28 protein-coding genes are annotated in these 25,344 nt (G+C 35.6%); 19 read left to right on the top strand and 9 right to left on the bottom strand.

What is annotated here, in order from left to right:
* The first annotated feature begins 11 nt into the window (after positions 1 to 11).
* The 3 genes from BN1058_RS13465 to deoC are packed head-to-tail and all read left to right on the top strand — an operon-like array spanning position 12 to position 1,977.
* Positions 12 to 830: a purine-nucleoside phosphorylase gene (locus BN1058_RS13465; RefSeq protein ID WP_090858815.1), complete on the top strand. Its 819-nt coding sequence runs from the start codon at positions 12 to 14 to the stop codon at positions 828 to 830.
* Between the two features lie 25 nt (positions 831 to 855).
* Positions 856 to 1,263: a cytidine deaminase gene (gene cdd, locus BN1058_RS13460; protein ID WP_090858812.1), complete on the top strand. Its 408-nt coding sequence runs from the start codon at positions 856 to 858 to the stop codon at positions 1,261 to 1,263.
* Positions 1,264 to 1,305: 42 nt separating this feature from the next.
* Positions 1,306 to 1,977 (top strand): deoxyribose-phosphate aldolase, encoded by a 672-nt coding sequence (gene deoC / locus BN1058_RS13455; RefSeq protein WP_090858810.1) that lies wholly within the window; start codon positions 1,306 to 1,308, stop codon positions 1,975 to 1,977.
* A gap of 128 nt (positions 1,978 to 2,105) precedes the next feature.
* On the opposite strand, the gene BN1058_RS13450 is transcribed toward deoC, so the two are convergent.
* Together BN1058_RS13450 and pdxK are read right to left on the bottom strand one after the other, a co-directional pair.
* Positions 2,106 to 2,684, bottom strand: a complete 579-nt coding sequence (locus BN1058_RS13450) for a DUF2087 domain-containing protein (RefSeq protein ID WP_090858807.1) — start codon at positions 2,682 to 2,684, stop codon at positions 2,106 to 2,108.
* A gap of 158 nt (positions 2,685 to 2,842) precedes the next feature.
* Positions 2,843 to 3,637: a pyridoxine/pyridoxal/pyridoxamine kinase gene (pdxK, locus tag BN1058_RS13445; RefSeq protein WP_090858804.1), complete on the bottom strand. Its 795-nt coding sequence runs from the start codon at positions 3,635 to 3,637 to the stop codon at positions 2,843 to 2,845.
* A gap of 275 nt (positions 3,638 to 3,912) precedes the next feature.
* Here pdxK and BN1058_RS13440 point away from each other — a divergent pair, with 275 nt between their 5' ends.
* The 5 genes from BN1058_RS13440 (at position 3,913) to BN1058_RS13420 (ending at position 8,699) form a co-directional block, all read left to right on the top strand.
* A complete protein-coding gene (locus tag BN1058_RS13440) occupies positions 3,913 to 4,164 on the top strand; it encodes a hypothetical protein (RefSeq protein ID WP_090858801.1) in 252 nt (83 codons plus the stop codon).
* Positions 4,164 to 5,525 (top strand): tripartite tricarboxylate transporter permease, encoded by a 1,362-nt coding sequence (locus BN1058_RS13435; RefSeq protein ID WP_090858797.1) that lies wholly within the window; start codon positions 4,164 to 4,166, stop codon positions 5,523 to 5,525. Before BN1058_RS13440 ends, BN1058_RS13435 begins: the two co-directional genes overlap by 1 nt.
* A 66-nt stretch (positions 5,526 to 5,591) precedes the next feature.
* Positions 5,592 to 6,572 carry a mevalonate kinase gene (gene mvk / locus BN1058_RS13430; RefSeq protein WP_090858794.1) on the top strand — a complete coding sequence of 327 codons (981 nt, stop codon included), beginning with the start codon at positions 5,592 to 5,594 and terminating at the stop codon, positions 6,570 to 6,572.
* A gap of 17 nt (positions 6,573 to 6,589) precedes the next feature.
* Positions 6,590 to 7,570, top strand: a complete 981-nt coding sequence (gene mvaD / locus BN1058_RS13425) for a diphosphomevalonate decarboxylase (protein WP_090858791.1) — start codon at positions 6,590 to 6,592, stop codon at positions 7,568 to 7,570.
* A gap of 25 nt (positions 7,571 to 7,595) precedes the next feature.
* Positions 7,596 to 8,699, top strand: a complete 1,104-nt coding sequence (locus BN1058_RS13420) for a phosphomevalonate kinase (RefSeq protein ID WP_090858788.1) — start codon at positions 7,596 to 7,598, stop codon at positions 8,697 to 8,699.
* Between the two features lie 63 nt (positions 8,700 to 8,762).
* Here the strand turns inward: BN1058_RS13420 and BN1058_RS13415 are convergent, their stop codons facing one another.
* The 5 genes from BN1058_RS13415 to BN1058_RS13395 form a co-directional block, all read right to left on the bottom strand.
* On the bottom strand, positions 8,763 to 9,098 hold the full coding sequence (locus tag BN1058_RS13415; RefSeq protein WP_090858785.1) for a hypothetical protein: 336 nt from the start codon (positions 9,096 to 9,098) through the stop codon (positions 8,763 to 8,765).
* Positions 9,099 to 9,183: 85 nt separating this feature from the next.
* Positions 9,184 to 9,912 (bottom strand): MerR family transcriptional regulator, encoded by a 729-nt coding sequence (locus BN1058_RS13410; RefSeq protein ID WP_090858782.1) that lies wholly within the window; start codon positions 9,910 to 9,912, stop codon positions 9,184 to 9,186.
* 75 nt (positions 9,913 to 9,987) lie between these two features.
* Positions 9,988 to 10,395: a potassium channel family protein gene (locus BN1058_RS13405; RefSeq protein WP_090858779.1), complete on the bottom strand. Its 408-nt coding sequence runs from the start codon at positions 10,393 to 10,395 to the stop codon at positions 9,988 to 9,990.
* 51 nt (positions 10,396 to 10,446) lie between these two features.
* The gene (locus BN1058_RS13400) at positions 10,447 to 11,817 is read right to left on the bottom strand and encodes an aldehyde dehydrogenase (protein WP_090858776.1); all 1,371 of its coding nucleotides are present in this window, start codon (positions 11,815 to 11,817) and stop codon (positions 10,447 to 10,449) included.
* A gap of 27 nt (positions 11,818 to 11,844) precedes the next feature.
* Positions 11,845 to 12,906: an NAD(P)/FAD-dependent oxidoreductase gene (locus BN1058_RS13395; protein ID WP_090858773.1), complete on the bottom strand. Its 1,062-nt coding sequence runs from the start codon at positions 12,904 to 12,906 to the stop codon at positions 11,845 to 11,847.
* A gap of 136 nt (positions 12,907 to 13,042) precedes the next feature.
* On the opposite strand from BN1058_RS13395, the gene BN1058_RS13390 reads away from it, so the two are divergent.
* From BN1058_RS13390 to BN1058_RS13375, 4 genes are all read left to right on the top strand, one after another.
* Positions 13,043 to 13,852, top strand: a complete 810-nt coding sequence (locus BN1058_RS13390) for an ABC transporter ATP-binding protein (protein ID WP_090858770.1) — start codon at positions 13,043 to 13,045, stop codon at positions 13,850 to 13,852.
* A gap of 14 nt (positions 13,853 to 13,866) precedes the next feature.
* Positions 13,867 to 14,781 carry an iron-hydroxamate ABC transporter substrate-binding protein gene (locus tag BN1058_RS13385; RefSeq protein ID WP_090858767.1) on the top strand — a complete coding sequence of 305 codons (915 nt, stop codon included), beginning with the start codon at positions 13,867 to 13,869 and terminating at the stop codon, positions 14,779 to 14,781.
* Between the two features lie 173 nt (positions 14,782 to 14,954).
* Positions 14,955 to 15,941 carry a FecCD family ABC transporter permease gene (locus BN1058_RS13380; protein ID WP_090859161.1) on the top strand — a complete coding sequence of 329 codons (987 nt, stop codon included), beginning with the start codon at positions 14,955 to 14,957 and terminating at the stop codon, positions 15,939 to 15,941.
* The gene (locus tag BN1058_RS13375; RefSeq protein WP_090858763.1) at positions 15,938 to 16,942 is read left to right on the top strand and encodes a FecCD family ABC transporter permease; all 1,005 of its coding nucleotides are present in this window, start codon (positions 15,938 to 15,940) and stop codon (positions 16,940 to 16,942) included. Before BN1058_RS13380 ends, BN1058_RS13375 begins: the two co-directional genes overlap by 4 nt.
* 12 nt (positions 16,943 to 16,954) lie before the next feature.
* Here BN1058_RS13375 and BN1058_RS13370 read toward each other — a convergent pair whose 3' ends face one another.
* Complete coding sequence (locus BN1058_RS13370) at positions 16,955 to 17,395, bottom strand: GNAT family N-acetyltransferase (RefSeq protein ID WP_090858760.1); 441 nt, start codon at positions 17,393 to 17,395, stop codon at positions 16,955 to 16,957.
* A gap of 106 nt (positions 17,396 to 17,501) precedes the next feature.
* Positions 17,502 to 18,413, bottom strand: coding sequence for a methyl-accepting chemotaxis protein (locus BN1058_RS13365; protein ID WP_176694530.1), 912 nt, complete (start codon positions 18,411 to 18,413; stop codon positions 17,502 to 17,504).
* Positions 18,414 to 18,691: 278 nt separating this feature from the next.
* Here BN1058_RS13365 and BN1058_RS13360 point away from each other — a divergent pair, with 278 nt between their 5' ends.
* The 7 genes from BN1058_RS13360 to BN1058_RS13330 all read left to right on the top strand — a co-directional run bounded on the left by BN1058_RS13360 (position 18,692) and on the right by BN1058_RS13330 (position 25,227).
* Complete coding sequence (locus tag BN1058_RS13360; RefSeq protein WP_090858757.1) at positions 18,692 to 19,828, top strand: sensor histidine kinase; 1,137 nt, start codon at positions 18,692 to 18,694, stop codon at positions 19,826 to 19,828.
* Positions 19,825 to 20,457, top strand: coding sequence for a response regulator (locus BN1058_RS13355; RefSeq protein WP_090858755.1), 633 nt, complete (start codon positions 19,825 to 19,827; stop codon positions 20,455 to 20,457). Before BN1058_RS13360 ends, BN1058_RS13355 begins: the two co-directional genes overlap by 4 nt.
* Positions 20,458 to 20,560: 103 nt before the next feature.
* Complete coding sequence (locus tag BN1058_RS13350) at positions 20,561 to 21,493, top strand: ABC transporter ATP-binding protein (RefSeq protein ID WP_090858752.1); 933 nt, start codon at positions 20,561 to 20,563, stop codon at positions 21,491 to 21,493.
* 18 nt (positions 21,494 to 21,511) lie between these two features.
* Entirely contained in the window at positions 21,512 to 22,789 is a 1,278-nt protein-coding gene (locus BN1058_RS13345) for an ABC transporter permease (protein WP_090858749.1), read from the top strand.
* A complete protein-coding gene (locus BN1058_RS13340) occupies positions 22,786 to 23,880 on the top strand; it encodes an ABC transporter permease (protein WP_090858747.1) in 1,095 nt (364 codons plus the stop codon). The genes BN1058_RS13345 and BN1058_RS13340 overlap by 4 nt, the downstream gene beginning before the upstream one ends.
* 78 nt (positions 23,881 to 23,958) lie before the next feature.
* Positions 23,959 to 24,519, top strand: coding sequence for a DEAD/DEAH box helicase family protein (locus BN1058_RS13335; protein ID WP_090858744.1), 561 nt, complete (start codon positions 23,959 to 23,961; stop codon positions 24,517 to 24,519).
* A gap of 15 nt (positions 24,520 to 24,534) precedes the next feature.
* On the top strand, positions 24,535 to 25,227 hold the full coding sequence (locus tag BN1058_RS13330) for a Crp/Fnr family transcriptional regulator (RefSeq protein ID WP_090858741.1): 693 nt from the start codon (positions 24,535 to 24,537) through the stop codon (positions 25,225 to 25,227).
* Positions 25,228 to 25,344: the final 117 nt, after the last annotated feature.

Genomic DNA, 25,344 nt, shown 5'->3' with positions numbered 1-25,344 from the left:
AGGGAGAACGAATGAATCTGCAACAAATCGAAGAAGCCGCTTCGTATATTGCTGAAAAACTATCAAAAACTCCAAAAGTGGGACTAATTCTTGGTTCTGGCTTAGGAATGCTTGCGGATGAAATTGAAGATCCAGTAAAAATTAAATATGAAACGATTCCAGGTTTTCCTGTTTCAACAGTAGAAGGGCATGCAGGACAACTCGTTAGCGGAACCTTAATGGGAGTTCCAGTTGTTGCTATGCAAGGGCGCTTTCACTTTTATGAAGGATATGAACTGGATGCAGTTACTTTTCCTGTTCGTGTGATGAAAGAACTAGGAGTAGAAAAGTTAATTGTAACAAATGCAGCGGGTGGGGTGAATCCAGATTTAAATCCTGGTGATCTAATGTTAATTACAGATCATATAAATAATACAGGACAAAATCCATTAATAGGGCCAAACGAATCAAAACTGGGTGTTCGTTTCCCCGATATGTCCACTGCATATGATAAGACATTACAAACTATTGCACATGACGTAGCAAAAGAGATGAATTTAGCTTTAAAAGAAGGGGTCTATGTATGGAATACTGGTCCAAGTTATGAAACACCAGCTGAAATCCGTATGTTACAGACACTAGGTGGAGATGCGGTTGGCATGTCTACTGTACCAGAAGTTATTGTAGCACGACATGCTGGTATGGCTTGTTTAGGTATTTCTTGTATTTCAAATATGGCAGCAGGTATTTTAGATCAACCATTGTCACACGATGAAGTAATTGAAACGACAGAAAAAGTAAGAGAATCGTTCTTGCGTTTTATTAAAGATGTCTTAGTTCGAATATATTAATAGGTTAAGCTGAGGAGGAAATGCGATGGTAATAAAAGAAAAGATGATTGAAGAGGCTAAAAAGGCAAGAGAGATGGCTTACACACCTTATTCAAAGTTCAAAGTTGGTGCGTCATTACGTACAACTGATGGGGAAGTTTTTCATGGATGTAATATTGAAAATGCCGCGTATTCCTTAGCTAATTGTGCGGAGCGAACTGCTCTGTTTCACGCCTACGCTTCGGGTGCTCGTACATTTGATCTACTTGTAGTTGTTGCTGATACCGATCGTCCTGTATCACCATGCGGAGCTTGTCGTCAAGTTTTAGCTGAATTATGTGAACCGGATATGAAAGTAGTGTTAACCAACTTGCATGGTGACATACAGGAGACTACGGTGAGTGATTTATTACCAGGTGCCTTCGTATCTGATGACCTATCAAATGCTGAATAAAGAAGTGACAATAGAACCAAACAAAAACCAGGAGGAATAACAATGGTAAATCAACTTGCAAACAAAATCGATCACACTGCACTTAAACCTGATACAACTAAAGAACAAATTACTACATTGTGTCAGGAAGCGAAAGAACATGGTTTTTATTCTGTTTGTGTGAACCCAACTTGGGTGAAGGAAGCGGCTAACTTATTAACTGAATCAGATGTGGCTGTTTGTACTGTGATCGGTTTTCCTTTAGGAGCATCAACTTCTGAAGTGAAAGCATTAGAAACGAAAGACGCGATTCATAATGGTGCATCAGAAGTGGATATGGTAATTAATATTGGCGCATTGAAAGATGGAAACCATGATCTAGTTCAATCGGATATTCAAGCTGTAGTTGATGCTGCTAAAGGAAAAGCACTAGTAAAAGTAATTATTGAAACATGCTTATTAACTGATGAAGAAAAAGAAATAGCATGCAAGTTAGCTGTTGAAGCAGGAACAGATTATGTCAAAACATCTACCGGTTTTTCTACTGGTGGAGCAACAGTCGAAGATATTCGTTTGATGCGCCAAACAGTTGGCGAACATATTGGTGTAAAAGCTTCGGGTGGTGTACGTGATCAAGAAACAGCAGAAGCAATGGTTCAAGCAGGTGCTTCCCGTATAGGTGCTAGCGCAAGTGTGTCTATTGTACAAGGGAAAAAGTCAACAAGTGATTATTAAACGTATGAATTAATCTTTTAATAAGAAAACGCATGAAAGCAACAGTTAATAGATACCATTTATAAAAGTTTGTATTAAATTTAACTTTTTAAAGTGGTACCTTTTGATTTCATGCGTTTTTCTAACATTCATTCATAAACGACAGGCCACATCTCTTTTGGATTTAACTCATAAGCATTATTTTTACGAAACATGAATTGATGCATAACCCATTCTCTTCGAATGGTGGCATAATCTTCATGATACTGTCGAATATATACATTTATCTCATGTTCAGAATAAATATGATGGGGTTGTATATCGCGAATTAAATAAGCCAAGATAAGTATTTTCTTCTTTTGCTGGCTAGGTAAATGTTTTAATGTACCGTCCGGAAGCAAGAAATTTTTTATGATTGCATCTTTCTCTTCTTTTGTCATCTCTTGTTTGAACATAGTATGCACACCTAACTGTGTAATAGCTGCTGCACTCTGCTCAAGCTTTTTTTGATCAAGGTAAAAATAAATCGTATTTTTATCTCTTCGTTGATAAACTAGTCCGATATTTCGTAATTTTGACATGTGGTGAGTAATAGTAGCTGGTTTTAAGCCTAATTTATGTGCGATTGCTTGACCATGAAGGGGTTTCTGTTGAAGTAGTACAATAATACGGATACGTGTTGGATCTCCTAGCGCTTTATGATAGTTAACAAGCTTATCTAACTGCATTTTCATTCTCCTTTTAACCTAATTAGATTGTAATCTAATTTAACATATAGCTAATTAGATTTCAATCTAATTATAGTTCACAGACCATTATCGCTAGCATTAAATAATTTAAGGATAAAGAAAAAACGAAGTCAATTGACTCCGCTTTTACTCAAAGATTATTTTTTATTGTATGCACCATGTTTTACTGGACCGACAAATTCATTTAATTTCCATCCGTTTTTAATGGCTGCGTGAGCAAAATCTTTTGCAGCTACTACAGCATCTTTAACTGTTTTTCCATTTGCTAAATTAGCAGTAATAGCAGCAGCAAATGTACAACCTGCACCATGATTATAACTAGTATCAATTTTATCTTTTTCTAGTAGAATATGTTCATTACCGTCATAGAAAAGATCGAGTGCTTTATCATGATCTAAGGATTTACCACCTTTAATCACTACATTTTTTGCTCCTAAGGCAATAATTTTTTCAGCTGCGTGTTTCATTTCTTCAATTGTCTTTATTGGTCCTGTTTGTGCTAACTGACCAGCTTCAAATAGGTTAGGTGTAGTAATTGTTGCAAGTGGTAATAGTAGCTCACGCATTGCATCTGTATTTTCAGGTTGCAATACTTCATCTTCGCCTTTGCAGACCATAACGGGATCGATTACTACTTTATCTAAATTATGTGCTTTAATTTCTTTCGCACCAAGTTCAATAATTTCTACTGAGCCAAGCATACCTGTTTTCATAGCATCAATACCTACAGATAAAATAGTCTTCAATTGCTTTTCTACCGTTGAAACGTCTATAGGTGTTACTTGATGACTCCAATCTTTAGGTGCCATTGAGACAATGGAAGTAAGTGCGGTCATTCCATATACCTGATGTTCTTGAAACGTTTTTAGGTCTGCTTGTATGCCTGCTCCACCACTAGAATCAGAACCAGCTAATGTTAGCGTTTTTTTCAAAATATCCCCCTCCAAATCATTCTAATTTATGTCTAAGTATACTTTATCACACTAGAGAACAGATGGAAAATACGACTGTGTTTCTTAATCGTATATTGGTTACTATCTCTTAACTAAATGAAGATTTAATTATAAAATGCAAACCATTTCAGAAACACCCTCATTTCTGGTAAAATTGTGACGTATATCACTAAATTATATTTGATTGTAAATAGTAATAACATTATAATAAAAATCCAGTTTAATCATGAATTTTTGATTGAAGGAGTGAGGAAATGAGAGAAAAAAACCAAGTAACAAAAGAAGATAATATTGAGGTGTGGGCAGATCTTGTAAATATAAGACATTTGGTATTTGCATTAGTTCTTACAAGTGCCTTTACACTTGGCGCATATTTTATTGCTCCGAATGAAGAGCCAAAACCATTATATTTTGGTTTGATTGGATCACTAATAGGATTTATTATTTCTAGTATGGTAATTAAACCAAAAAGAAAATTTAAAACAGTTGAGAATGGGGAAGCATAATGGATATCGCGTTAATTATTCAGATGATTATAGCAGCTGTAGCAGGGACATTTATTTATACAATTATAGGAATTGCGCCTGGTACAGATGAGACCGCCGTACTAGCACCTGTCACATTGGTTTTAGTATTAACAGGGTTAGAGCCAATTGTTATATTAACATTTTTTATTGCGGCAATTATTGCAAAAAAATTGACTGATTCTATTCCGGTTGCAGTAGCAGGGATTCCTGGAGGTGTCATGGCTGCTCCGATGGTGGAACATGCACTTGTTTTAAAAAAACACGGTAAATCTGATCTGAGTATTCGAAAAATGGCATCAGGATCTGTTATTGGTACAATTGTAGCAGTACCGTTAAGTTTACTTCTAGCAAATGCACTCATTCCTTTTTCGGATGTTATTCAGACCTATACGAACCAAATTTTGTTTGGTGGTGCAATCATTTTAGCATTAATGTCAAGAAATAGGTGGATAGCTCTTGCGTCCATTGTACCATTTGCTATACTAATACAAGGCTTACGTTATTTATATTGGGGAGTAGGTGTAGTCCCAGAAGGTACAAATGTTTTTATTTCTTTCTTTTTAGGGATTACAATTGGTCCGGTTATTTTAACATTATTTGAGTTATTAAATAAAGATAAAAGAAAAGCAATGAATCGTTATGGAACAAAAACGATAACATTAAATAAAGATAATCGTTATAAAGGAATTCCAAATCCATTTAAGATTTTAACAAAACAAGAATTAAGTATAAGTACACTATCGTCATTTTTTGGTTCCATTCTATTTATTTTAAGCCCAGTGGGGATAACGATATTATTAGGCGAATTAGTTTCTTCTAGGGTGAAAGATCCGGTAAAGAAAAGTTCATTGGCGATTTCGAGCATGGATGCTCTAACCAATGCTTCTTATATTGCTGGTACACTTATTCCATTGATTGCATTAGGTATCCCGTTGTCACCTGTAGCAATTGGTCCAGCGAATGCATTGTTTAATGCGCCACCAGTGTTTACATTGGAACATAATATGCACCATATTCTTTCTAACGCTGACTTCGTTTGGGCAGTTGCAATAGGTGCGATTGTTGCAATTGTGATAACTTATTTCATTATTGTAAAATACGCACAACAAATTTGTACATTTGTATTTAAATGGGTGCCACATGAAGCGATGCTAGGTCTGTTCTTTGGCTTAGTTCTACTGTTGGCTTATATGGATGGTGGTTTAGTTAATATTGGCGGTGTGTTATTAATTGGCTTGGTAGCTGGTTTTATGCATCGGTTAGGCATTAATTATGGTGTGCAGTTTATGGTATTATACGCTGCACCATGGATTGTCACACAACTTGCAAGTTTATCTTAAAGTACGTTTGGGAATCGTTCTTGAGGATGCAGAAGAAAACGTGTTAAATAAAGGAGAGGCAGCAACATGTTAGAACTACCGCAAAAAACAGCAATAGGTAGCGCACATAGTAAACTGATTTTAGTAGGTGAACATGCCGTTGTATATGGAGAGCCAGCAATTGCTTTACCATTTCCATCGATACATGTGAAATCAGTAGTCACACCACATAAAGGTCCTGTATTGCTTGAAAGTAGTTTTTATGTGGGACCATTAAATAGTATTCCAGAAAAACTAAAAGGTATTGCTGCTTGTATTGAACAAACATGTAAAAAACTTAATAAACAAGCTAACCATTTTCGTATGCACATTAAGTCAACGATTCCGATTGGTAGAGGGCTAGGCTCTAGTGCGGCGATCGCAATTGCTGTTGTGCGTAGTTTATATCACTTTTTTGATCAGCCATTGGAAAAAAACGATTTATTGGAACTTGTTCATTTAGCGGAAACATATGCGCATGGTAGTCCAAGTGGAATCGATATGGAGGCAGTAAGCAGTGATGTTCCTATATGGTTTGAAAAAGACAAAGCAATTGAACAAGTAGATATAAAACATGCTTTTCATTTGGTGGTAGCTGATACTGGGAGAATAGGTGACACACACGCAGCGGTTTCGAGTATTAAAGAAAAATATAAATCAATTACTGATCAAACAAGGCAATCAATAAAATCATTAGGCCATTTAACAAAAGAGGCAAAGAAGGCTTTACAAGAAGGTAATCATTCTATTTTAGGTGAAATTTTAAACCGTGCACAAAAAGAATTGGTCAGTCTAGGTGTTAGTGATGCAGGAATAGATCACTTAGTGAAAATTGCACATCAAGCTGGAGCACTTGGTGCAAAGCTTACAGGTGGTGGTCGTGGTGGTTGTATTATTGCACTTGCGAAACATGCAGCTCATGCAAAAAGTCTAGCGGAAAGGTTTTTACATGCGGGGGCAGATCAAACATGGCATTTTCAAATTGGACATGATGAAGAGCAATATACAACGTCAGTTAGTGGAACGTAATTAAAAGGAGCCAGAAGATGAGAGCGTCAGTTAAAGCACATACAAATATTGCATTAATTAAATATTGGGGTAAACGAGATGAACAGTTATTTCTCCCTACAAATAATAGCTTGTCGGTAACATTGGATAAATTTTATACGATTACAACGGTGGAATTTGATGAATTACTGCAATCAGATCAATTTTTTTTAAATGGAAAACAAGCAGAATCAAATGAAATGAAAAAAGTAGCTCAGTTTTTAGATAGAGTTCGTACAAAGGCTAACCGAACAATATATGCTAAAGTAGATTCCGAGAATCATGTGCCAACTGCTGCAGGTTTTGCTTCCTCTGCTTCAGGATATGCCGCTTTAGCTGCTGCTTCTGCAAAAGCGATTGGATTGAATCTGAACCAACGTGAACTTTCACAATTAGCAAGACAAGGATCTGGATCTGCTAGTCGGTCCATTTTTGGTGGTTATGTTGAGTGGAACAAAGGAATAGAGGAAGATGGATCTGATTGTTACGCAGCCCCTATTTTGGACACAGATGCATGGGATTTACGTGTGCTATCCGTAGAGGTGACGACGAAAGCAAAAAAGGTGCTATCTCGAGCAGGAATGAAGCGGACCGTTGAAACCTCTCCTTTTTTCGCTGGGTGGTTAGAAGCGGTTGAAGAAGATCTAATTACAATTAAACAAGCTTTGCAAGAAAGAGACTTCACTAAGCTTGGACAAGTCGTAGAAGCAAATGCGTTAAAAATGCATGCAACAACCCTCGGTGCGAACCCGCCATTTATGTATTGGCAGAGTGCAACAGTCGAAGTGATGCAAGAAGTTCAAGCACTTCGTGAAAGAGGAATTGAGGCATATTTCACGATTGATGCTGGTCCTAATGTTAAAGTTGTCTGTCAGCCTGAAGATGAACAAAAGATTCATGATGCGCTTGCGTTTTTGCATGTTGTTCATGACATCCATCATTGCCGTGTGGGTCCTGGTATTACGTATTTAACAGATTAAAACAAGGAATGGGAGAAGGACTTTTATGCAAGCTTGTTCTTATCAAATTAAAACACCAGGTAAATTACTGATTGCGGGTGAATATGCGGTAACTGAACCGAATCAGCCTGGAGTTGTTGTTGCAGTTAATCGATATATTACCGTTCAAATTACAGAAAGTAACCATAATAAATTGGATTTGCCGCAGTTAGGGTTAGAAAACCTTAGCTGGCATTATGATGAGAAACAAGTTCATTTCTCTATTAACAATAATCGTCTTCGTTTTATTCATCAAGCAATGCAAGTTGTTTATCGTTATTTATCTGATCCAATCATTCCTTTTCACTTAACAGTATCTAGTGAGCTGGATGATGAATCCGGAAAGAAGTATGGACTAGGTTCTAGTGCAGCCATTGTTGTAGCGGTCATAACAGCTATATTGAAGTTACAGAAAGAACAAGAGCCAACAGAGGATGAAATTTTTAAACTTGCCTCCATTGCACACTTTAAAACACAAGGAAATGGTTCATGTGCAGATATAGCAGCTTCTACATATGGCGGATGGTTGTATTATGTTGCGTTTGATGGGGTTTGGTTATTGGAACAACTAGATCAACCATTAACAATCAAGGAACTTGTTTCTATGAAGTGGCCAAGCCTATATGTTGAACGATTGCAATTGCCTAAAAGTTTGCAGTTCTGTGTAGGGTGGACTGGTAAAGCAGCAGCAACCGCTCCGATGGTCAATAAAATTCGTAGTTATCAAAGGAATAATCCAAAAAACTATCATGCGTTTTTGAGAGATTCTTTAGCGGCTGTTCAACAGATTGTTCAAGGTTGTAAAGAGAACAAGATAACGCTTGTGCTTGATGGAATTGAGCGTAATCGAGAAGTTTTACGTTCAATTAGTCGATTAGCAAACGTAAAGATTGAAACACCTCAATTAGAAAAATTAGCAGAAATTGCTGCAACATATGGTTGTGGTAAATCATCTGGTGCTGGTGGTGGTGATTGTGGCATTGCTTTTGTTGAGGGTGAGAACAAAAGCGCACAATTAAGAGACGCATGGCAAGTAGCTGGAATAAAAGCCTTAGATCTTCAGCCGTCTACTAGTGGAACAAGTGTGATTCTTAATGAGTTTAAAGGGTAATGATCCGTCGAATGCTCCACGCATAGATGGATTATTTTTTGTGACAAAAGTTCAAAATTAGAATTAAAAAACCACATTATTTATAATTGCTGTTATGAATATTACTATTAATAATAGAAAAGGTAAATTTGAAAAATCTTTATTTTTATCTCCTAAAATAAAACGCATTGCTGTTTCTATCAATCTAAAGGTTATGAAAGTGATAAAGAACAGCACAATTCCTAATAATATAGTTAATTGATCGATAGAATCTAATACTAAATTAAATGATATTAAGACGATGGGAATGGAGAGTAGGCAAGCCAAGTCGTTTTTAGAATCCAATAACCATTGCTTAAAATTAGTTAAAATAAGATCACTTCCTTTGTTTAATTTTAACATAAATCCGGAAAAAATCACCCACCGCTTCCTATTGAAATGATGGATGATGTCAGTGATAAATGAGAATCTTTGTTTATTGTTAGTAAAAGAATGAAAGTCTCAATTAATTATGATTTTTGGCATAAAAGTTCATTGCATCGCGCATGAAAGTCGCTAGGCCGTCACCGAATTGGTTAATATTTTTAGTAAATCGTTCATCTGCTACATACATTTCCCCTAAACCTGCAAAAGTCTCTAGCGAATAGTTCCCCATCTCATTTAGAAGGTAAAACCATTTTTCAATTTGTACTTGTGCTTCTTCAGATGCTGGGGATGTGTGACGAATAGTAGCTAGATCAGCATAAATTTGATTCATGCGAGTAGTTAATTCTTCTTCACTTCCTTTGATTCGTTTATTTACCTCATCGACTGTTTGGTTGCCCCATTTGTCTTTTGCTTCTTTTTCGTAAAGATTCACGTTAGTAAAGCTAAATCCCTTGAACTTTTCTTCGTTCGTCATCATGATCTCTCCTTCATCATGCAATAATGTCCGATCAATCTTTTCAATCATTTGAGTAATTTGCTTTTGTCTTTGTAAAAGATTATGTCGGTGTAGCTGTAATGTCTTTTTTCGATCATAGGTTGGATCTTGCATGATTTCTATAATTTTTTTCAAAGGAACATCGAGTGCTCGAAAGAAGAGAATTTGTTGTAAGTCATCCAAGTTTTTCTGAGAATAGTTACGGTACCCTGATTGAGTTATTGTATCTGGTTTTAAAAGCCCGATTTCATCGTAATGATGTAGTGTGCGCACACTAATATGGACTAAATCAGCTACTTCTTTGACTTTCATTTTCTCTTCGCCTCCTTTGTAAATTAAGCATAATCTATGACGTAACGTTAGGATCAAGGGATTTATAAAATTAAATTATTCATCATTCTTTTTTTTTGATCGATCAAGTGCTTTGAGAAAGTAAGCCGTTGGTAATAATACACCAATTGCTGCTTCGATGATAGAAAAAAATCGAGCTGTTCCTACTGGTAGCATGTCACCATAACCAATAGATAAAATGGTAACACCGCTAAAATAAAGAAGGTTTGAGAAACTATGATCAATCGGCTCTCGCTTAGAAATTGATTCAACTAATATAGTATCCTGTTGAGCCAAGGCATAATAAAGCACGGCAAACCCAAAGGTAATTCCAATTAATACGAAAAAAAGCTTAAAGAATAAGGCTGTACTAAAATAACTTTTTCGATACGTTTTATTCATGAAAAAGTAATATAAGTTTAAACCAATAAAAATAATTGCTGCTCCAACAAAAAAATGTGCCATCACGTCTTCACCTCTAATAGGTATATCACCGTGATCGCACGTTTATAAACATTATTTAAAAAACTTCTTAATTAGCCTAAATCCTTTTTCAGATCCAGGATATCGGAACGGTAGATCGAATTTTGTTGTTTGCTTTAATATGCTTTTATAGTGACTAAATGTATCAAAACTTGCTTTGCCATGATAGGAGCCAGTTCCACTATGCCCCACGCCACCGAAAGGAAGATAAGGCGTGGCTAAATGATAAATCGTATCGTTTATGCATCCACCACCAAATGGTATTTGATCAATGACTTGTTGTTCGGTTTGTTTGCTTTCCGTAAATAGGTATAGTGCTAATGGCTTTGGTTGATCGGATACTTCTCTAATAACAGTTGGTAATTCTTTATAGGTCATGATAGGCAAAATTGGACCGAATATCTCTTCTTTCATGATTGGCATTTCCCAATCAATTTCTGTCAAAATAGTTGGTTCTATTTTGCATTTTTCTAGATCAGATTTGCCTCCATACATTAGATGGCCGTCATCTATGAGTTTCTGTAGACGATTAACGTGTTTATCATTAACAATCTTAGGAAAGTCTTGATTGTCTAATGGTTTTTCACCATATAAATCTGTGATCGCTTGATGTAGTTCTTGTAGAAAAGTCTTCTTTACATGATCATGTACATAGATGTAGTCAGGTGCAACACACGTTTGTCCAGCGTTCGTAAACTTTCCCCAAGCGATACGTTTGGCGGCTAATTTGAGGTTAGCATCTTCATGTACAATAGCGGGGCTTTTTCCTCCAAGTTCTAATGTAACTGGAGTTAAATGTTTTGCAGCTTGTTCCATGACAATTTTACCTACAGAGGTACTACCTGTGAAAAAAATATAATCAAATGGCTTTTGTAATAAGGCTTGACTAGTTTCGGCATCACCTTCTAATGCGGTAATATAATCGGAACGATAGGTATCCTCTATTAATTGTGATAATACCGCTGATGTATGGGGGGTTAACTCAGATGGCTTAATGATTGCGGTATTACCAGCTGCTATAGCTCCAATTAATGGAGAAACAGCTAGTTGAAATGGATAATTCCACGGTGCAATGATTAATGTAACACCATAAGGTTCCGGATAGATCACACTCTTTGATCCAATATGAGTGATCGCTGTTTTTACATGTTTCGGCTTCATCCAATGCTTTAGCCTTTTCTTTACAAAATCTATTTCTTCATATAATATTCCTATCTCTGTTAGAAAGCCTTCAAATGCCGATTTATTTAAATCTTGTTGAATTGCTGAAAGAATGTTGTCTTCATACTTTTTTATTGCTTCTTTTAAATTGGTCAATGCTTGTAATCGAAAGGATAAAGACCTTGTTTCCCCTTGTTTAAAAAAGGATGCTTGATTCTGAAAGATTAAATCTAATTGATTCAATACACACAGCTCCTTTGGGACAGAGGGTCAGACCCCTCGTCCCATCATTTCTTTTATAATTGCTTTATTTCTTTGTTTAAGTTCATCATTATGGGAAGACACCATCGCTTGTCTAGAAGCTTCAGGATCTATATATTTCTTTGCCATATTTACTGCATTAGCTGCATCTTGATATGCTCCAGCAATTAAATGCAACTTTCCTTCATGATGAAGTATATCTCCTGCTGCATATATACCCTCTACAGATGATTCGCTAGACGGACTACCTGCAATAAAATAATCATCATGTAAAGTGATTGGCAAAGGACTATATTGTAACAAACTTGTATCTCGAATATACCCATGATGAACAATCACGTCATCAAGCGCTAGTTGATGTTTTTTATTAGTGTGTAATTCAGTCAATTCTACTTGTTCGATCGTGTCACCTGAATCAGATGGTATGAACTTAGTAATATTTGTCTCAAAGAAGCTTGTTACTTTTTTACTTGATAATAAATGTTTGATAACTGTTTCATGCCCTTTGAAAGTGTCTCCACGATAGGTCAAATAGATTTTGTTAACAATAGGTTCTAATTCAGCTGCCCAATCCATAGCAGAATGTCCACCACCAGAGATAAGGATATCTTTGTTTTTGAAATATGCTAGTGGTTTCATTAAATAATGTAAATTAGTTTGTTCGAAATGAGTGATATGTTCTAATTCTAATCGTTGTGGTTGTAAGATTCCACCTCCAATTGCAATGATAACAGTTTTTGTTGCGTGTATAGCACCTTCATTAGTATGCAGGTGGAAGATTTTCTGTTCATCTTGTGTAACGGACGTTACTTTTGTATTTAAAACAATGGTAGGATCAAATGTTAATCCCTGTTCTACCATTTGATCAATTAACTTTGCGCCAGATAACGGTGGAACCCCTCCAACATCCCATACCATTTTTTCAGGGTAAACATGTACTTTACCACCCAAGTATGGCTGGAATTCAATAATTTTTGTTTTTAATCCACGTAATCCACTATAAAAGGCAGCGAATAATCCGGCGGGACCACCGCCAATAATGGTTACATCATATGTTGTATTCGTTGTCACTATATTTACCCCATTTCTATATAATCAATCGTATTTTTAAAAATTGAGTTGACAAAAGCTGCTTAAGATAAGTATATTATCATTATAAGCGAAAATGAGAATCGTTATCAATGTGAAATGATAGGGAGGTCACTTTGTGTCTCGTTTATTTACGGAAAATTTATCTGTTGGATACGGTGAAAACTTAATTGTGAAAAATATGGAGATCACTATACCTGATCAAAAGATTACAGCGATTATCGGAGCAAATGGCTGTGGGAAATCAACATTATTAAAAACTATGACCCGGATCATTACTACAGATCAAGGGAAGGTTGTTTTGGATGGTGCTTCTATTCATACCCAAAACACAAAAGAATTAGCTCAAAAGTTAGCTATTCTCCCGCAAACACCAGAAAGTATGCCAGATCTAACCGTTGGTGAATTAGTATCATATGGAAGATTTCCTTATCAGAAAGGATTAGGAAGATTAACAAAGCATGATAAAGTAATGATTGATTGGGCCTTAGAAGTGACCAATACCCTTTCCTATAAACATGAATCTGTTGATGCATTATCAGGTGGACAGCGTCAAAGGGTTTGGATTGCAATGGCACTCGCGCAAGATACTGAAATCATATTTTTAGATGAACCAACGACCTATTTAGATATGGCGCATCAATTAGAAATCTTAGAGCTTCTTCAGTATTTAAATCAAACAGAAGGCAGAACGATTGTTATGGTTTTACATGATATTAATCAAGCTGCTCGTTTCGCCGATTATATGGTGGCAATGAAACAAGGGGAGATTGTAAAAACAGGAAGCCCTGATGATGTCGTTTGTCATGATGTATTAAGGAGAGTATTTCATATTGATGCAAGTGTGTGTCAAGATCCATGTTCGAACAGACCAATGTGTATGACCTATAACCTTATTAAACAATCAATAACGAAACAAGCAAATTAAGAGGAGAATATATGATGAAGAAAATATTTATGCTGCTAGCAATGCTCGTATTTATTGCAGGATGTACGAATCAAACAGAAGAAACAGAAAATACGGGTGATAAAGAGACAACAGAAACCGTTACTTATGAATCAGAGAATGGTCCAGTGGAAGTTCCCGCTAATCCTAAGAGAGTTGCAGTATTATCTACATTTGCAGGAAATTTAATGGAATTAGATATCAATCTAGTTGGTGTAGATTCTTGGTCTAAAATGAATCCGAATTTTGACGAAGAACTCGCAGATGTAGAAGAAGTTTCTGATGAGAGTTTAGAAAAATTACTTGAACTTGAACCAGATTTAATCATCGGTTTATCGAATATTAATAATGCAGATAAACTAAAAGAAATCGCACCTACGGTTACTTTTACTTATAACAAAGTGGACTATCTCACCCAACATATTGAAATTGGTAAACTAGTAAACAAAGAAGAAGAAGCAAGAAAATGGGTAGAAGATTTTAAAGCACGTGCGAATCGTATTGGTGAAGATATAAAAGCAAAAATTGGTAAAGACGCTACTGTTACAGTAATTGAAAATTTTGAAAAACAATTATATGTTTTTGGAGATAATTGGGGTCGAGGCACAGAGATTTTATATCAACAAATGGGACTTAAAATGCCAGAGAAAGTAAAAGAAATGGCATTAACTGATGGTTACTATGCCATCTCTCCTGAAGTATTACCTGAGTATGCTGGTGATTATATGATTTTTAGTAAGAATACTGAAACGGATACCTCCTTTCAAGAAACAGAAACATATAAAAATATTCCAGCCGTAAAAAAAGATCATGTATATGAAGTAGATGCACAAACTTTTTATTTTAACGATGCAACAACACTAGATTATCAATTAGATTTCTTTGAAAAAAGTTTTTTAGAGAATGAGTAAGTAGATGAACAGGATTCTAATTTATCAGAATCCTGTTCATTGCATGTTTATGTTAAAATCGTTTAAGGATAATTTAGATTTACACAATGGATTTCCGTTTATTCATACATACATTTAACAGATTATCTGTTGGATTTACTAGAGTAAGGGAGCGATAATTTTTGCTGAAAAAGATGCCGTTTATATTTCAATTGATTTTAGCATGTGGTCTCATGCTATTATCTTTGTTAATCGCTCTAGTGTTTGGAGCAGCAGATATTACGATTGTTGACCTTTGGTATGCTTTTACCGATTCGGGTAAAACCGATATGACCTCAATTATTTGGGAGATTCGTTTTCCACGTGAAGTGGCAGCAATATTCGTTGGTGGGGGATTAGCTATAGCAGGTGCTGTAATGCAAGGTTTAACTCGTAATCCATTAGCAGACCCTGGTTTGTTAGGATTAACGACAGGAGCAAATTTAGCTTTGGCAATTACATTAGCTTGGTTACCAACTATTAATTATTTTGGAATTTTACTAGCTTGTTTTATTGGTGCAGGTGTTGGTGCTTCGCTTGTGTTTGGTATTGCTTCGATTAAACGTGGTGGCTTTTCTTCTTTTAGAATTGTGTTAGCAGGTGCTGCCATTTCAGCGTTTTTAGGAGCTATTGCTGAAGCGATAGGGTTGTATTTTCATATTTCAAAAGATATTTCCATGTGGACAGCCGGTGGACTCATTGGATCAAATTGGAACCAATTAGCTATTATTATTCCTTCTATGGTTGGCGCAACGATTGTCACATTATTTCTAGGAAGACAACTAACGATACTTAGTTTTAATGAAGAAGTTGCTGTTGGCTTAGGGCAGCGTACTCGCTCTATCAAGGGGCTTTTATTCCTTGTTATTATCATACTAACTGGTGCCTCTGTTGCTCTAGTTGGTAATCTAACCTTTGTTGGACTTATGATTCCACATATTGTACGTGCAATGGTTGGTAGTGATTATCGTTTTATTATTCCTATTTCTGCATTTGTTGGAGCAAGCTTTTTGTTGTTAGCAGATACCTTAGCACGTACGTTGCATGCACCATATGAGACACCAATAGCAGCGATTGTCTCTATACTTGGGTTACCTTTTTTTCTTTTTCTAGTACATAAAGGAGGGAAAACCTTCTCATGATTCATCCGTCAATCATAAAAAAACAACGAATTATTCTTTTATTTTTATTCCTTGCAATTATTTGCGCATTTTTTATTAGTATTGCACTAGGATATGCTTCACTACCAGTTAGTCGATTACTTCCTACATTATTTGGTCAAGGGACAATGAAAGAAGAATTTATTTTATTTACAATACGCCTGCCAAGAGTTTTGATTACAATACTAGCCGGTATAGCGCTAGCCACTTCTGGCGCAATTCTGCAAGGCATTACAAAAAATGATTTAGCTGATCCAGGAATTATAGGGATAAATGCTGGTTCTGGTGTAGCAATTGCTATCTTTTTTCTGTTTTTCCCGGTTGAAGCGGGCGCTTTTGTTTATTTGCTACCAGTCATAGCTTTTCTTGGTGCTTGTTTGACAGCGATTGTGATTTTTAAACTTTCCTATCAAAAAAATCAAGGACTACAACCAGTGAAGTTTGTATTAATGGGTGTTGGTATTTCCATGGCCTTATCTGGTGTAATGATTGTGATTATTTCTTCGGCTGAACGTGCAAAAGTTGATTTTATAGCCAGCTGGTTAGCAGGTAATATTTGGGGTGGAGATTGGCCATTTATTCTTGCCATGTTACCTTGGATGTTGGTGTTGCTCCCATTTGTCTTATATAAAGCGAATCGTTTAAATATTTTAACTTTACATGATCATGTGTCTGTTGGTTTAGGAATAAATAAATCAAGGGAACAATTTGTTTTGATCGGTGCGGCAGTTGCATTGGCAGCCGCAGCAGTTTCTGTCACGGGTGGTATTGCTTTTGTGGGATTGATGGCTCCACATATTGCAAAATCACTTGTGGGACCACGATTTCAATTATTCCTTCCAGTTGCTATGCTGTTAGGAGGGTTATTATTACTAATAGCAGATACGATAGGAAGGAATGTCTTAGAACCAGACGGAATCGCGGCTGGAATAGTCACCGCCTTAATAGGCGCACCATACTTTATCTATCTATTAATCAAATAATGGGACAGAGGGTCAGACCCCTCGTCCCAAATCTTTCTTCATTACATAGTGTGGGATGCCGTCTTCTAAAAAAGATTCTGATTTTGTTTCGTATCCCAACTTTTGATAAAACTTTTCTGCTTGGGTTTGACCATGTAAATAAACAGTATGCATTCCTTTGTTTCGTACAATCTCTTCTAAAGCGAGGACAATTTCTTTTCCTAATCCATGCTTTCGAAAATTAGAATGCACACAAATACGCTCTAATTTCCCTTGTTCGTTCACAACACGCAAACGTCCAGTTGCTGCAGGAGCACCTTCTATTTCAAGTACAATATGTATAGTAGTTGGATCATTATCATGTTGATCGAATTCGTCCTCGATAGCAACCCCCTGCTCCGTAACAAATACATCTTTGCGAAGTTGATAGACTTTTTCCCATTGTTCTTTGGATGTTACTTGACTTATTTTCATCTGATATCCCCTTTGTAGTAGCTTCTCCACTTATCATAGTGTATGATTGTTACCATTTCAATTAAAAAGCGTAGCCTAATAAATAGACTACGCAAACAATCCAGCATTAAATAACAGTACTTACCTCTCGTGCTCGCTTATCTAATTTCTCTGCAGCAGAAGAAATCGTATCAAAATCTTCTGTGGCCATTTTCATTTTCTTTTGGGTATTGTCCACATGATTATAAACTTTATTTGTACCATCTGTAATAGCTTTTATTTCTTTTGTAATAGATTCAACATTTTCTCGAATCTCAGTGATCGATTCATCTACACCAGTGGATAGCTTTCTAACTTCTTCAGCAACTACACTAAATCCACGTCCATGTTCACCTGCTCTGGCAGCCTCAATTGCCGCGTTTAAAGCCAATAAGTTCGTTTGTGAAGCAATTTTTCGAATGGTTTGTACGATTCCTTGGATAACATCGGCCTGTTTTTGTAGGTTTTTTAATGTTGTGTTGTTTTCCTGATAAACAGAGGCAATGGTATCAATTGTTTGAGAAATTTCTGTTCCGCGAGCTATCCCCTCCTCCGCACGGTGATTTAAATCTTCTGCCATGTGCTGTAGCTCTGCTACTACGTTTGTTATTGTATGTTGTCGTTTAGTAATGTCAGTAGCAATCTTAGTAATACCAATGACATGATTATGCTCGTCCACTATAGGCATGTAAGTAGCTTCTAACCAAACCGATTTCCCTTGTTTATTCTTTCGTTCTATTTTATCTTGAAAACTATTTCCTGAAAAAAGATTCTCCCAAAAAATGTGATAATCATTACTGTTAGCAAATGAAGGGAAGCATAATGATTGATGACCCATTCCAATCATTTCATTGACAGTATACCCCATGGTTTCTGCAAAAATTGGATTAACATAAGCTATTCGTCGATCAAGGTCAAAGCGAATAATGGCTATATTTTTATTCATTGTTTGTATCACTAATTCATCCATTCGGTTGTTTATTGCTGTGTCTGTTAACATGGTATCTCTCCTAGGTGTTTAAATTTGTAAAATAATTGCAAAAAAATATATAATTTCTATACATATTGAATAAATATATTGTTTATATACCCACGACTGTATGTTAGTAAACAGCTTTAATGAAAATTGTTTAAGACTTTTGACATAGAAACTGGTTTTTTAACTGTTCCGAAATTATTAAAATAAAAGACTAATAGTAACTAGGATAGTATTTCTTTACAAATATATATTTGCTATGCTATATATAGAAAATTTTCATCTGGTGAGGAGTTTGGATAATGCGCTCATATTGGTTATGGTCTTTCGTATTTCTTTGCACATGGTTTATCACATTATTTTTTTCATATGGAACTTTGTTTGTACAGCCAATGATTCTGCTTATGAGTGCACTTTTTTTTGGATTGTTTTTTCTATCCCCTTTATGTCAGCGCTATTATGTTATACATACAGTACTGTTCTTTCTAATGGGATTATTATGTTTTCGTATTCTTCATCCGTCTCAAGTAGAAAGTGTATCTTTTTTTAGTTTTCTTATCTATGTGTTAATCGCAGGAAAAGGGTTTTATCGGTTACCTCTCCGATATGCGATGATTACTTACTTATACCTTATCACATTAGCAATTATTCCATATTTTCAAAATGTTGAAATACTAATTAACATTATATTTACTGGTTGTTTAATCGGCGTTGCCTTTCTAGCTTTTTCTCAAACGATTAGAAAAGAAAAAATTATAAGTGAGCTATATGAGACATTACAAAGCGAATTCCGTACGGTGAAAAGAAGACTAGCGACAACAGATAAGTTAGCTAGAAAAGAAGAGAGAGAACAAATTGCTCGTGATATGCACGATTCGGTGGGGCACCAACTGACAGCACTTTTAATGCAATTAGAAGTGCTGCGCATGCAATCAACAGATGAAAAAACAAAAAAACAGTTTACCTATATAAAAGAGTTGGCTAAAACTAGTTTAGATGAAACGAGAAGTGCAGTTAAAACGTTAAAAAATGAAGAGGAAGGTGGTCTGTCCGCAATTATTCGACTCATTCGCAAGTTGGAAGCGGAGAGTCATGTTCGTATTACATTTTCAGTTAAAAATGGAGCTTTTACTGCCCCTTTATCAAATGAACAAACTGTTGCTGTATATCGTGTCGTCCAAGAATCACTTACAAATATGATGCGACATAGTCAGATAAAGGAGGCAACAATCATTTTTGAATTAGTAGCAAATAATTATTTTCAAGTAGAAATAAATAATCCATTTGAACACCAATCGTGTGTGAAAGAGGGGTTTGGAATAACATCTATGCGAGAAAGGATGGAACATGTTGGTGGGAAATTGGATGTTCAGAAATTCCGTGGACAGTTCATTGTTAGAGGGAAGATCCCATTGGAGAGGGAGCTGTTTGATAAATGATTAGAATTATCTTGGCAGAAGATCAAAAAATGGTGCGTCAAAGTCTGCGAATGATGATGGAGACAGATTCGGAAATAAGTGTAGTAGCTGAGGTTGAAAATGGAAAAGAAGCGATTATGGCATGTGAGAATTATGCGTGCGATATGATTGTACTTGATATTCGTATGCCGGTAATGGATGGATTAACGGCAGCACAGGTTATTCATAAGAGGTGGCCAAATCGAAAAATCTTAATATTAACCACTTTCAACGACGAAAATTATGCCGTTGAAGCACTAAGAAGTGGGGCGAACGGATATATGTTAAAAGATGCAGAAGCTGAAGATCTCATTCGCGCGATTCGAAGCTGTTTGTCTGGTGGCTTATCGCTTCAAGACCAAGTAGCTGCAAAAATAATGCCTACTCTAATTAACCAGCAACAAGAAAGAAGGGTTGATCCTTCTTTAACTCCTCGTGAATTAGAAATATTGCAACAACTAGGGAATGGAAAAAGTAATAAAGAAGTAGCTGAGGAACTCTTTTTATCTGTAGGTACAGTGAAGAATCATATTAGTGTAATCTTAGATAAATTAGAATTACGTGATCGTACCCAACTAGCTATTTATGCCATTCGGAATCACATTGTATGACTTTAGTAATGGATGATGAATAAATTTGTGACTAAAGACAGTATTTGTACTGTCTTTTTCTTTATATAGTAGTACTACAAACAAGTAAAAGGAGGTAATCAGATTGCTTGAGACAGAAGCTTTGCAAAAAAAATTTAAAAATCAGCTTGCGGTAGATGGAATAAATATTTACATGGAAAAAGGTGAATCTGTTGGACTATTAGGTCCAAATGGAGCTGGTAAATCAACAACAATATCCATGATTTCTTCGTTGATTAAACCTACGGAGGGTGACGTACGATTAAACGGGAAAAGTGTGGTCAAACATCCACAATTGATTCGAAACGTATTAGGCGTTGTGCCGCAAGAAATTGCACTATATGAAGAATTATCTGCTTATGAAAATCTAAAATTTTTTGGAAACATTTATAGGATTCATGGAAAACAATTAGAAGTTAAAATTGATAAGGTTTTACGTATGGTTGGTTTAAAAGAAAGACAAAAAGATGTTGTCAAAACATATTCTGGTGGAATGAAACGTCGGATTAATATCGCAATTGCTTTGCTACACGAACCAGAAATATTAATTATGGATGAACCAACAGTAGGGATTGATCCGCAATCAAGAAGTTACATTTTGGAAATGGTTCGAAAACTTAACGAAGAAAAAGGGTTGACAATTTTATATACGAGCCACTACATGGAAGAAGTAGAAAGGCTATGCGATCGTGTATATATTATGGATCACGGTAAGATTATCGCATCTGGTACGAAAGAAGAGTTAAAGCGTGTGCTTTCGAATGAGGAAACCATTTTGATTGATATGCATCCTTCTTCACCATCATTAATGGAAGCATTAGCAAAGGATCAAGAAATATTACAAGTGTCAGAAACCGATAAAGGAATGAAACTAATTGTTCCAAAGGGTAGTAATAAGTTAGCCAGTATTTTTCATCAGACAGAAGTATTTGGTGTGCAAGTGACAAATGTACAAGTGCAAATTCCAACATTAGAGGATGTTTTTTTGCATCTTACAGGTCGCACCTTACGAGATTAAGGAAAGGAGGTAGGAGAAATGTGGAGCTTTTTAAAAAAGGATATATTAGTGCTGATCCGTGAGCGAAATGAACTTATGATATTAATTTTAATGCCGGTTATTCTTATTTCTATATTAGGATTTGCACTAAGAGGAATATGGAGTGATGATGGTGAAATACTTCATATGAATATGGCCATTGTTTCTCAAGATCAAGAACAGGCAGGAATCGAGGCTTTTGAAGCTGAAGTGACACAGCTTACTTTACCGAAGGAAGCAAAAATGGAAATGATAGCTGCTTCAGAAGACATACTTCCTAATACTTTACTCAAAAAAGTGTTTCAAACAGACAAGGTAGAAAACATGATACATACGACAGAGATGAGTAAAGCGCAAGCGATAAAAGCATTAGAACAAAAAGAGATTGCAGCGATTGTTATTCTTCCAGAAGATTTTACGTTGCATACATTAAAGAAAATGTTTCTTTTAGAAGGTTCCGGAAGTCAAATAGAGTTAATAGTAGAGGAAGAAGGCAGTGTAAAAGCAAGTATTGCTAAGCAAGTAGTAGAAGAATTTTCACGTTCGTTAAATTTTCAGGCGGCGGTGGCAGCTGTAACGGACAAAAAGTTAAATGTTATGGAAGAACCAGCGGAATCATTAGGTGGAACAATTACGATTGCTTCAAATGATAAGCCAATCTCGGCAATGCAGTATTACACAATTGGAATGTCAGTCATGTTTGTTTTGTATGTCGCATCCATGATTGGAAGTAAAGCATATATTGAAAAAAGCCAACATGTGTTTAATCGTATTATTTTAAGTGGAAAATCGCCTATTATCTATTTAAGTAGTAAATTTGTTTCTACAACAAGTATAGTGATGTTACAATTATTTGTTTTAATTTCGATCTCAACATTTCTATTCCAATCGTTTAAAGGGTATAGTATATCATTTTGGTTTGGTATGATCTTCATATCATTTTTGCTTGCTTGTTCTGTTGGTGCATTCGGAGCAGTTCTTTCAGCTTTATCTGTTCGTATGCATAGTAATCATGTAAATGCGATATTTTCTGGTGGAATAACAACTATTTTTGCTTTTTTGGGCGGAAGTTTTTTTCCGACGGCACAACTTCCGGATTTTATAAGGAGAATAGGGGAATGGACGCCGAATGGGGCAGCGTTATCTGCTTATATTCAATGGATGCAGGGAGTATCACTAAGCAATCTAAATTTTTTGTTTATTAAGCTAGTTATTATCTCATTAATTTTATTTCTCCTTAGCATGGTCATCTTCCCAAAAAGGAGGTCATCAGTATGAAGTCGGTTTTACTTTTACAGTTAACTCGCATGAAGCGAGCGCCTATGCTAATTCTCTCATTTTTTGTTTTAACCATTTTATTTGTTGGCATGATGACGGGATTCGGGACTTCTGATCAACCTGAAATGGTTTATGTCTATAGTGATATTGAAATGACTGAATGGTTAGAACTACTTAATCAATCTGAAGAATTTCATTTTAAGAAAGTAACAGAGGAAGAAGCAAAAAACTATGTGCAAACTGGTAAATTAAATTATGCTCTTGAAATACAACAGAACAATTATCAATTCTTAGTTAGCACTGAAGACCCTAAGCAAAGGATAGTAGAACAATATGTACACCAGTTATTTGAACAGGAAAGAGCTATCCATAATATAAATCAATTAGTAAATGGTACATCCATCCAAAATGAATTAGAAGCAGCTTTAGATGACCCGGTGTTAACAGTGAATACAAAAACACGAAATACGAGTCATTACTCCAATGCAGACACAAACAGATATCAAGTTTTAATTGGGATGACACTTTATTTTGTCATTTTTACCGTCTTTTTTCATTTAATGCACATTATTATTGAAAAACAAACAGGAACGTGGAATCGATTAATTTTATCTCCGATTAAAAAGTGGCAAATATATCTAGGGCATTTATTATATTGTTTTATTATCGGGTTTGTGCAGATTTGTATCGTTTTTCTTATTTTTCATTTCTTATTTGGATATCATTTAAATGCTTCATGGGGTGCAATGTTAGTAAGTATTGCTTGCTATGTATTCGCTATTGTTTCATTAGGGATGTTAATTGTAGGGATAGCTAGTACACCACAACAATTACAAGCAATTAATCCAATTGTTGCTACAGGAATGGCCATGTTAGGAGGGGCATTTTGGCCGATAGAGGCCGTTTCCAACCCTTTTATGTTGGCTGTTTCGAAAGGTATGCCAATATTCTATGGTGTAGAAGCACTGAAAGATACCATGATGTATAATAGAGGATTTGACGCTATTTTAGAACCGATTGCGATCTTGGTATTGTTTGGAGTTATTTGCATGGGTATTGGGATCAATCTAATGGAGCGGATAAAACAGTAGGATTCATATGTCAGAAATAGGTTGAAAACGAGTCTGTGGAACGATATGATGATAGATAAACAAAATGGAGGTTTTTGGATGAAATTTATTTTGTTGTTCGGCCCACAGGCAGTCGGTAAAATGACGATTGGTCAAGAATTAGAAAAAATGACAGATTTTAAATTATTCCATAATCATATGACCATTGAATTAGTACAGCCATTCTTTAATTTTGGAACACCAAGTTTTGAACGATTAGTTCACCTGTTTCGAAATGAAATTTTTGCAGAAGTAGCTCATAGTGACTTACCAGGCTTTATATTTACCTATGTTTGGGCGTTCGATCAACAAGAAGATTGGGATTTTGTTCAAAACGTGACAGCCATTTTTGATAAAGTAGGTGCAACGATCTATTATGTAGAATTAGAAGCGGATGTAGAAGAACGCTTAAAACGAAATACAACACCTAATCGTTTAGCGCATAAAGCAACGAAGCGTGACACACAACAATCAGAATCAGAGTTATTGCAAACGATGAAAACGTATCGATTAAATTCATTTCCAGAAGAGATAACTGCAGATAATTATATTCGTATAGATAATACTGATTTGACTGCAAAAGAAGTAGCGTTACAAATAAAAGAAGCATTTCAATTTTAAGGAGAGAATAAGTGGATGGTAGCTTGTAATCATCAATCAGACCGATTGTGTTTAGCACATGTACCGATTTTTAATCACCTTACAGAGGAAGAAATGAATCAGATTAGTAAACATTTGCAAAGTATCACATATGAAAAAGGTTCATTAATTTTCATGCCGCAGGATAAAGCACAAGGATTAATCGTAGTAAATGACGGAAAAGTAAAGTTATCTAAAATTAACCAAGATGGGAAAGAACAAATTTTACGTATATTGACACATACCGATTCTATTGGTGAGTTATCGTTGTTTAGAGAATATCATTATACCAGTCAAGCGGAAGCATTAACGGATGTGAAGCTATGTATGATCAAGCGGAATGATATGCAAACCATTGTTCGAACATTTCCAGAGATTGCTCGTAAATTATTAGAAGTGGTTAGTGAACGATTAGAGAATACAGAAAATCATATTGAACAGTTGACACTTCATCATGTGGAACAACGGATTGCCCATGCGTTGGTACAATTTGCAAAGGAACAGTTTCCTAATAAAGTGAATGATGTATGTATTACGTTACCATTAAGTAAAGGTAATTTTGCGGGTCTAATTGGTACAACGATTGAGACATTAAGTAGGAATTTAGCTGTAATGGAGTCTGAAGGATTAATTAAACTAGAAGGACAAAGAAAAATTCAAATTAAAGATATAAATCAATTAAAAAATTAAATGTGTATAAGGCAAGTTTGATGAATGTATTTCATTGAACTTGTCTTTTTAACTTATAGGAAAGTATAAGTTTTTGTTGATATACCGATGGTTAAGGAGGAAAATATTCAAGTTGCA

Origin of the sequence: Paraliobacillus sp. PM-2 (assembly GCF_001368815.1) — a bacterium.
Classification (GTDB): domain Bacteria; phylum Bacillota; class Bacilli; order Bacillales; family Amphibacillaceae; genus Paraliobacillus.
This window is presented reverse-complemented; position numbering and strand designations above follow the sequence as displayed.

Bases quoted from the DNA above. Each gene is read 5' to 3' on its own strand.
- BN1058_RS13405 (WP_090858779.1), bottom strand. From the start codon at position 10,395: ATGGCACATTTTTTTGTTGGAGCAGCAATTATTTTTATTGGTTTAAAC.
- BN1058_RS13450 (WP_090858807.1), bottom strand. From the start codon at position 2,684: ATGCAGTTAGATAAGCTTGTTAACTATCATAAAGCGCTAGGAGATCCA.
- cdd (WP_090858812.1), top strand. From the start codon at position 856: ATGGTAATAAAAGAAAAGATGATTGAAGAGGCTAAAAAGGCAAGAGAG.
- BN1058_RS13345 (WP_090858749.1), top strand. From the start codon at position 21,512: ATGTGGAGCTTTTTAAAAAAGGATATATTAGTGCTGATCCGTGAGCGA.
- BN1058_RS13410 (WP_090858782.1), bottom strand. From the start codon at position 9,912: ATGAAAGTCAAAGAAGTAGCTGATTTAGTCCATATTAGTGTGCGCACA.
- BN1058_RS13335 (WP_090858744.1), top strand. From the start codon at position 23,959: ATGAAATTTATTTTGTTGTTCGGCCCACAGGCAGTCGGTAAAATGACG.
- BN1058_RS13360 (WP_090858757.1), top strand. From the start codon at position 18,692: ATGCGCTCATATTGGTTATGGTCTTTCGTATTTCTTTGCACATGGTTT.
- BN1058_RS13330 (WP_090858741.1), top strand. From the start codon at position 24,535: ATGGTAGCTTGTAATCATCAATCAGACCGATTGTGTTTAGCACATGTA.
- mvk (WP_090858794.1), top strand. From the start codon at position 5,592: ATGTTAGAACTACCGCAAAAAACAGCAATAGGTAGCGCACATAGTAAA.
- BN1058_RS13465 (WP_090858815.1), top strand. From the start codon at position 12: ATGAATCTGCAACAAATCGAAGAAGCCGCTTCGTATATTGCTGAAAAA.
- BN1058_RS13355 (WP_090858755.1), top strand. From the start codon at position 19,825: ATGATTAGAATTATCTTGGCAGAAGATCAAAAAATGGTGCGTCAAAGT.
- BN1058_RS13365 (WP_176694530.1), bottom strand. From the start codon at position 18,413: ATGTTAACAGACACAGCAATAAACAACCGAATGGATGAATTAGTGATA.
- BN1058_RS13380 (WP_090859161.1), top strand. From the start codon at position 14,955: ATGCCGTTTATATTTCAATTGATTTTAGCATGTGGTCTCATGCTATTA.
- BN1058_RS13370 (WP_090858760.1), bottom strand. From the start codon at position 17,395: ATGAAAATAAGTCAAGTAACATCCAAAGAACAATGGGAAAAAGTCTAT.
- mvaD (WP_090858791.1), top strand. From the start codon at position 6,590: ATGAGAGCGTCAGTTAAAGCACATACAAATATTGCATTAATTAAATAT.
- BN1058_RS13385 (WP_090858767.1), top strand. From the start codon at position 13,867: ATGAAGAAAATATTTATGCTGCTAGCAATGCTCGTATTTATTGCAGGA.
- BN1058_RS13440 (WP_090858801.1), top strand. From the start codon at position 3,913: ATGAGAGAAAAAAACCAAGTAACAAAAGAAGATAATATTGAGGTGTGG.
- BN1058_RS13340 (WP_090858747.1), top strand. From the start codon at position 22,786: ATGAAGTCGGTTTTACTTTTACAGTTAACTCGCATGAAGCGAGCGCCT.
- BN1058_RS13375 (WP_090858763.1), top strand. From the start codon at position 15,938: ATGATTCATCCGTCAATCATAAAAAAACAACGAATTATTCTTTTATTT.
- deoC (WP_090858810.1), top strand. From the start codon at position 1,306: ATGGTAAATCAACTTGCAAACAAAATCGATCACACTGCACTTAAACCT.
- BN1058_RS13420 (WP_090858788.1), top strand. From the start codon at position 7,596: ATGCAAGCTTGTTCTTATCAAATTAAAACACCAGGTAAATTACTGATT.
- BN1058_RS13435 (WP_090858797.1), top strand. From the start codon at position 4,164: ATGGATATCGCGTTAATTATTCAGATGATTATAGCAGCTGTAGCAGGG.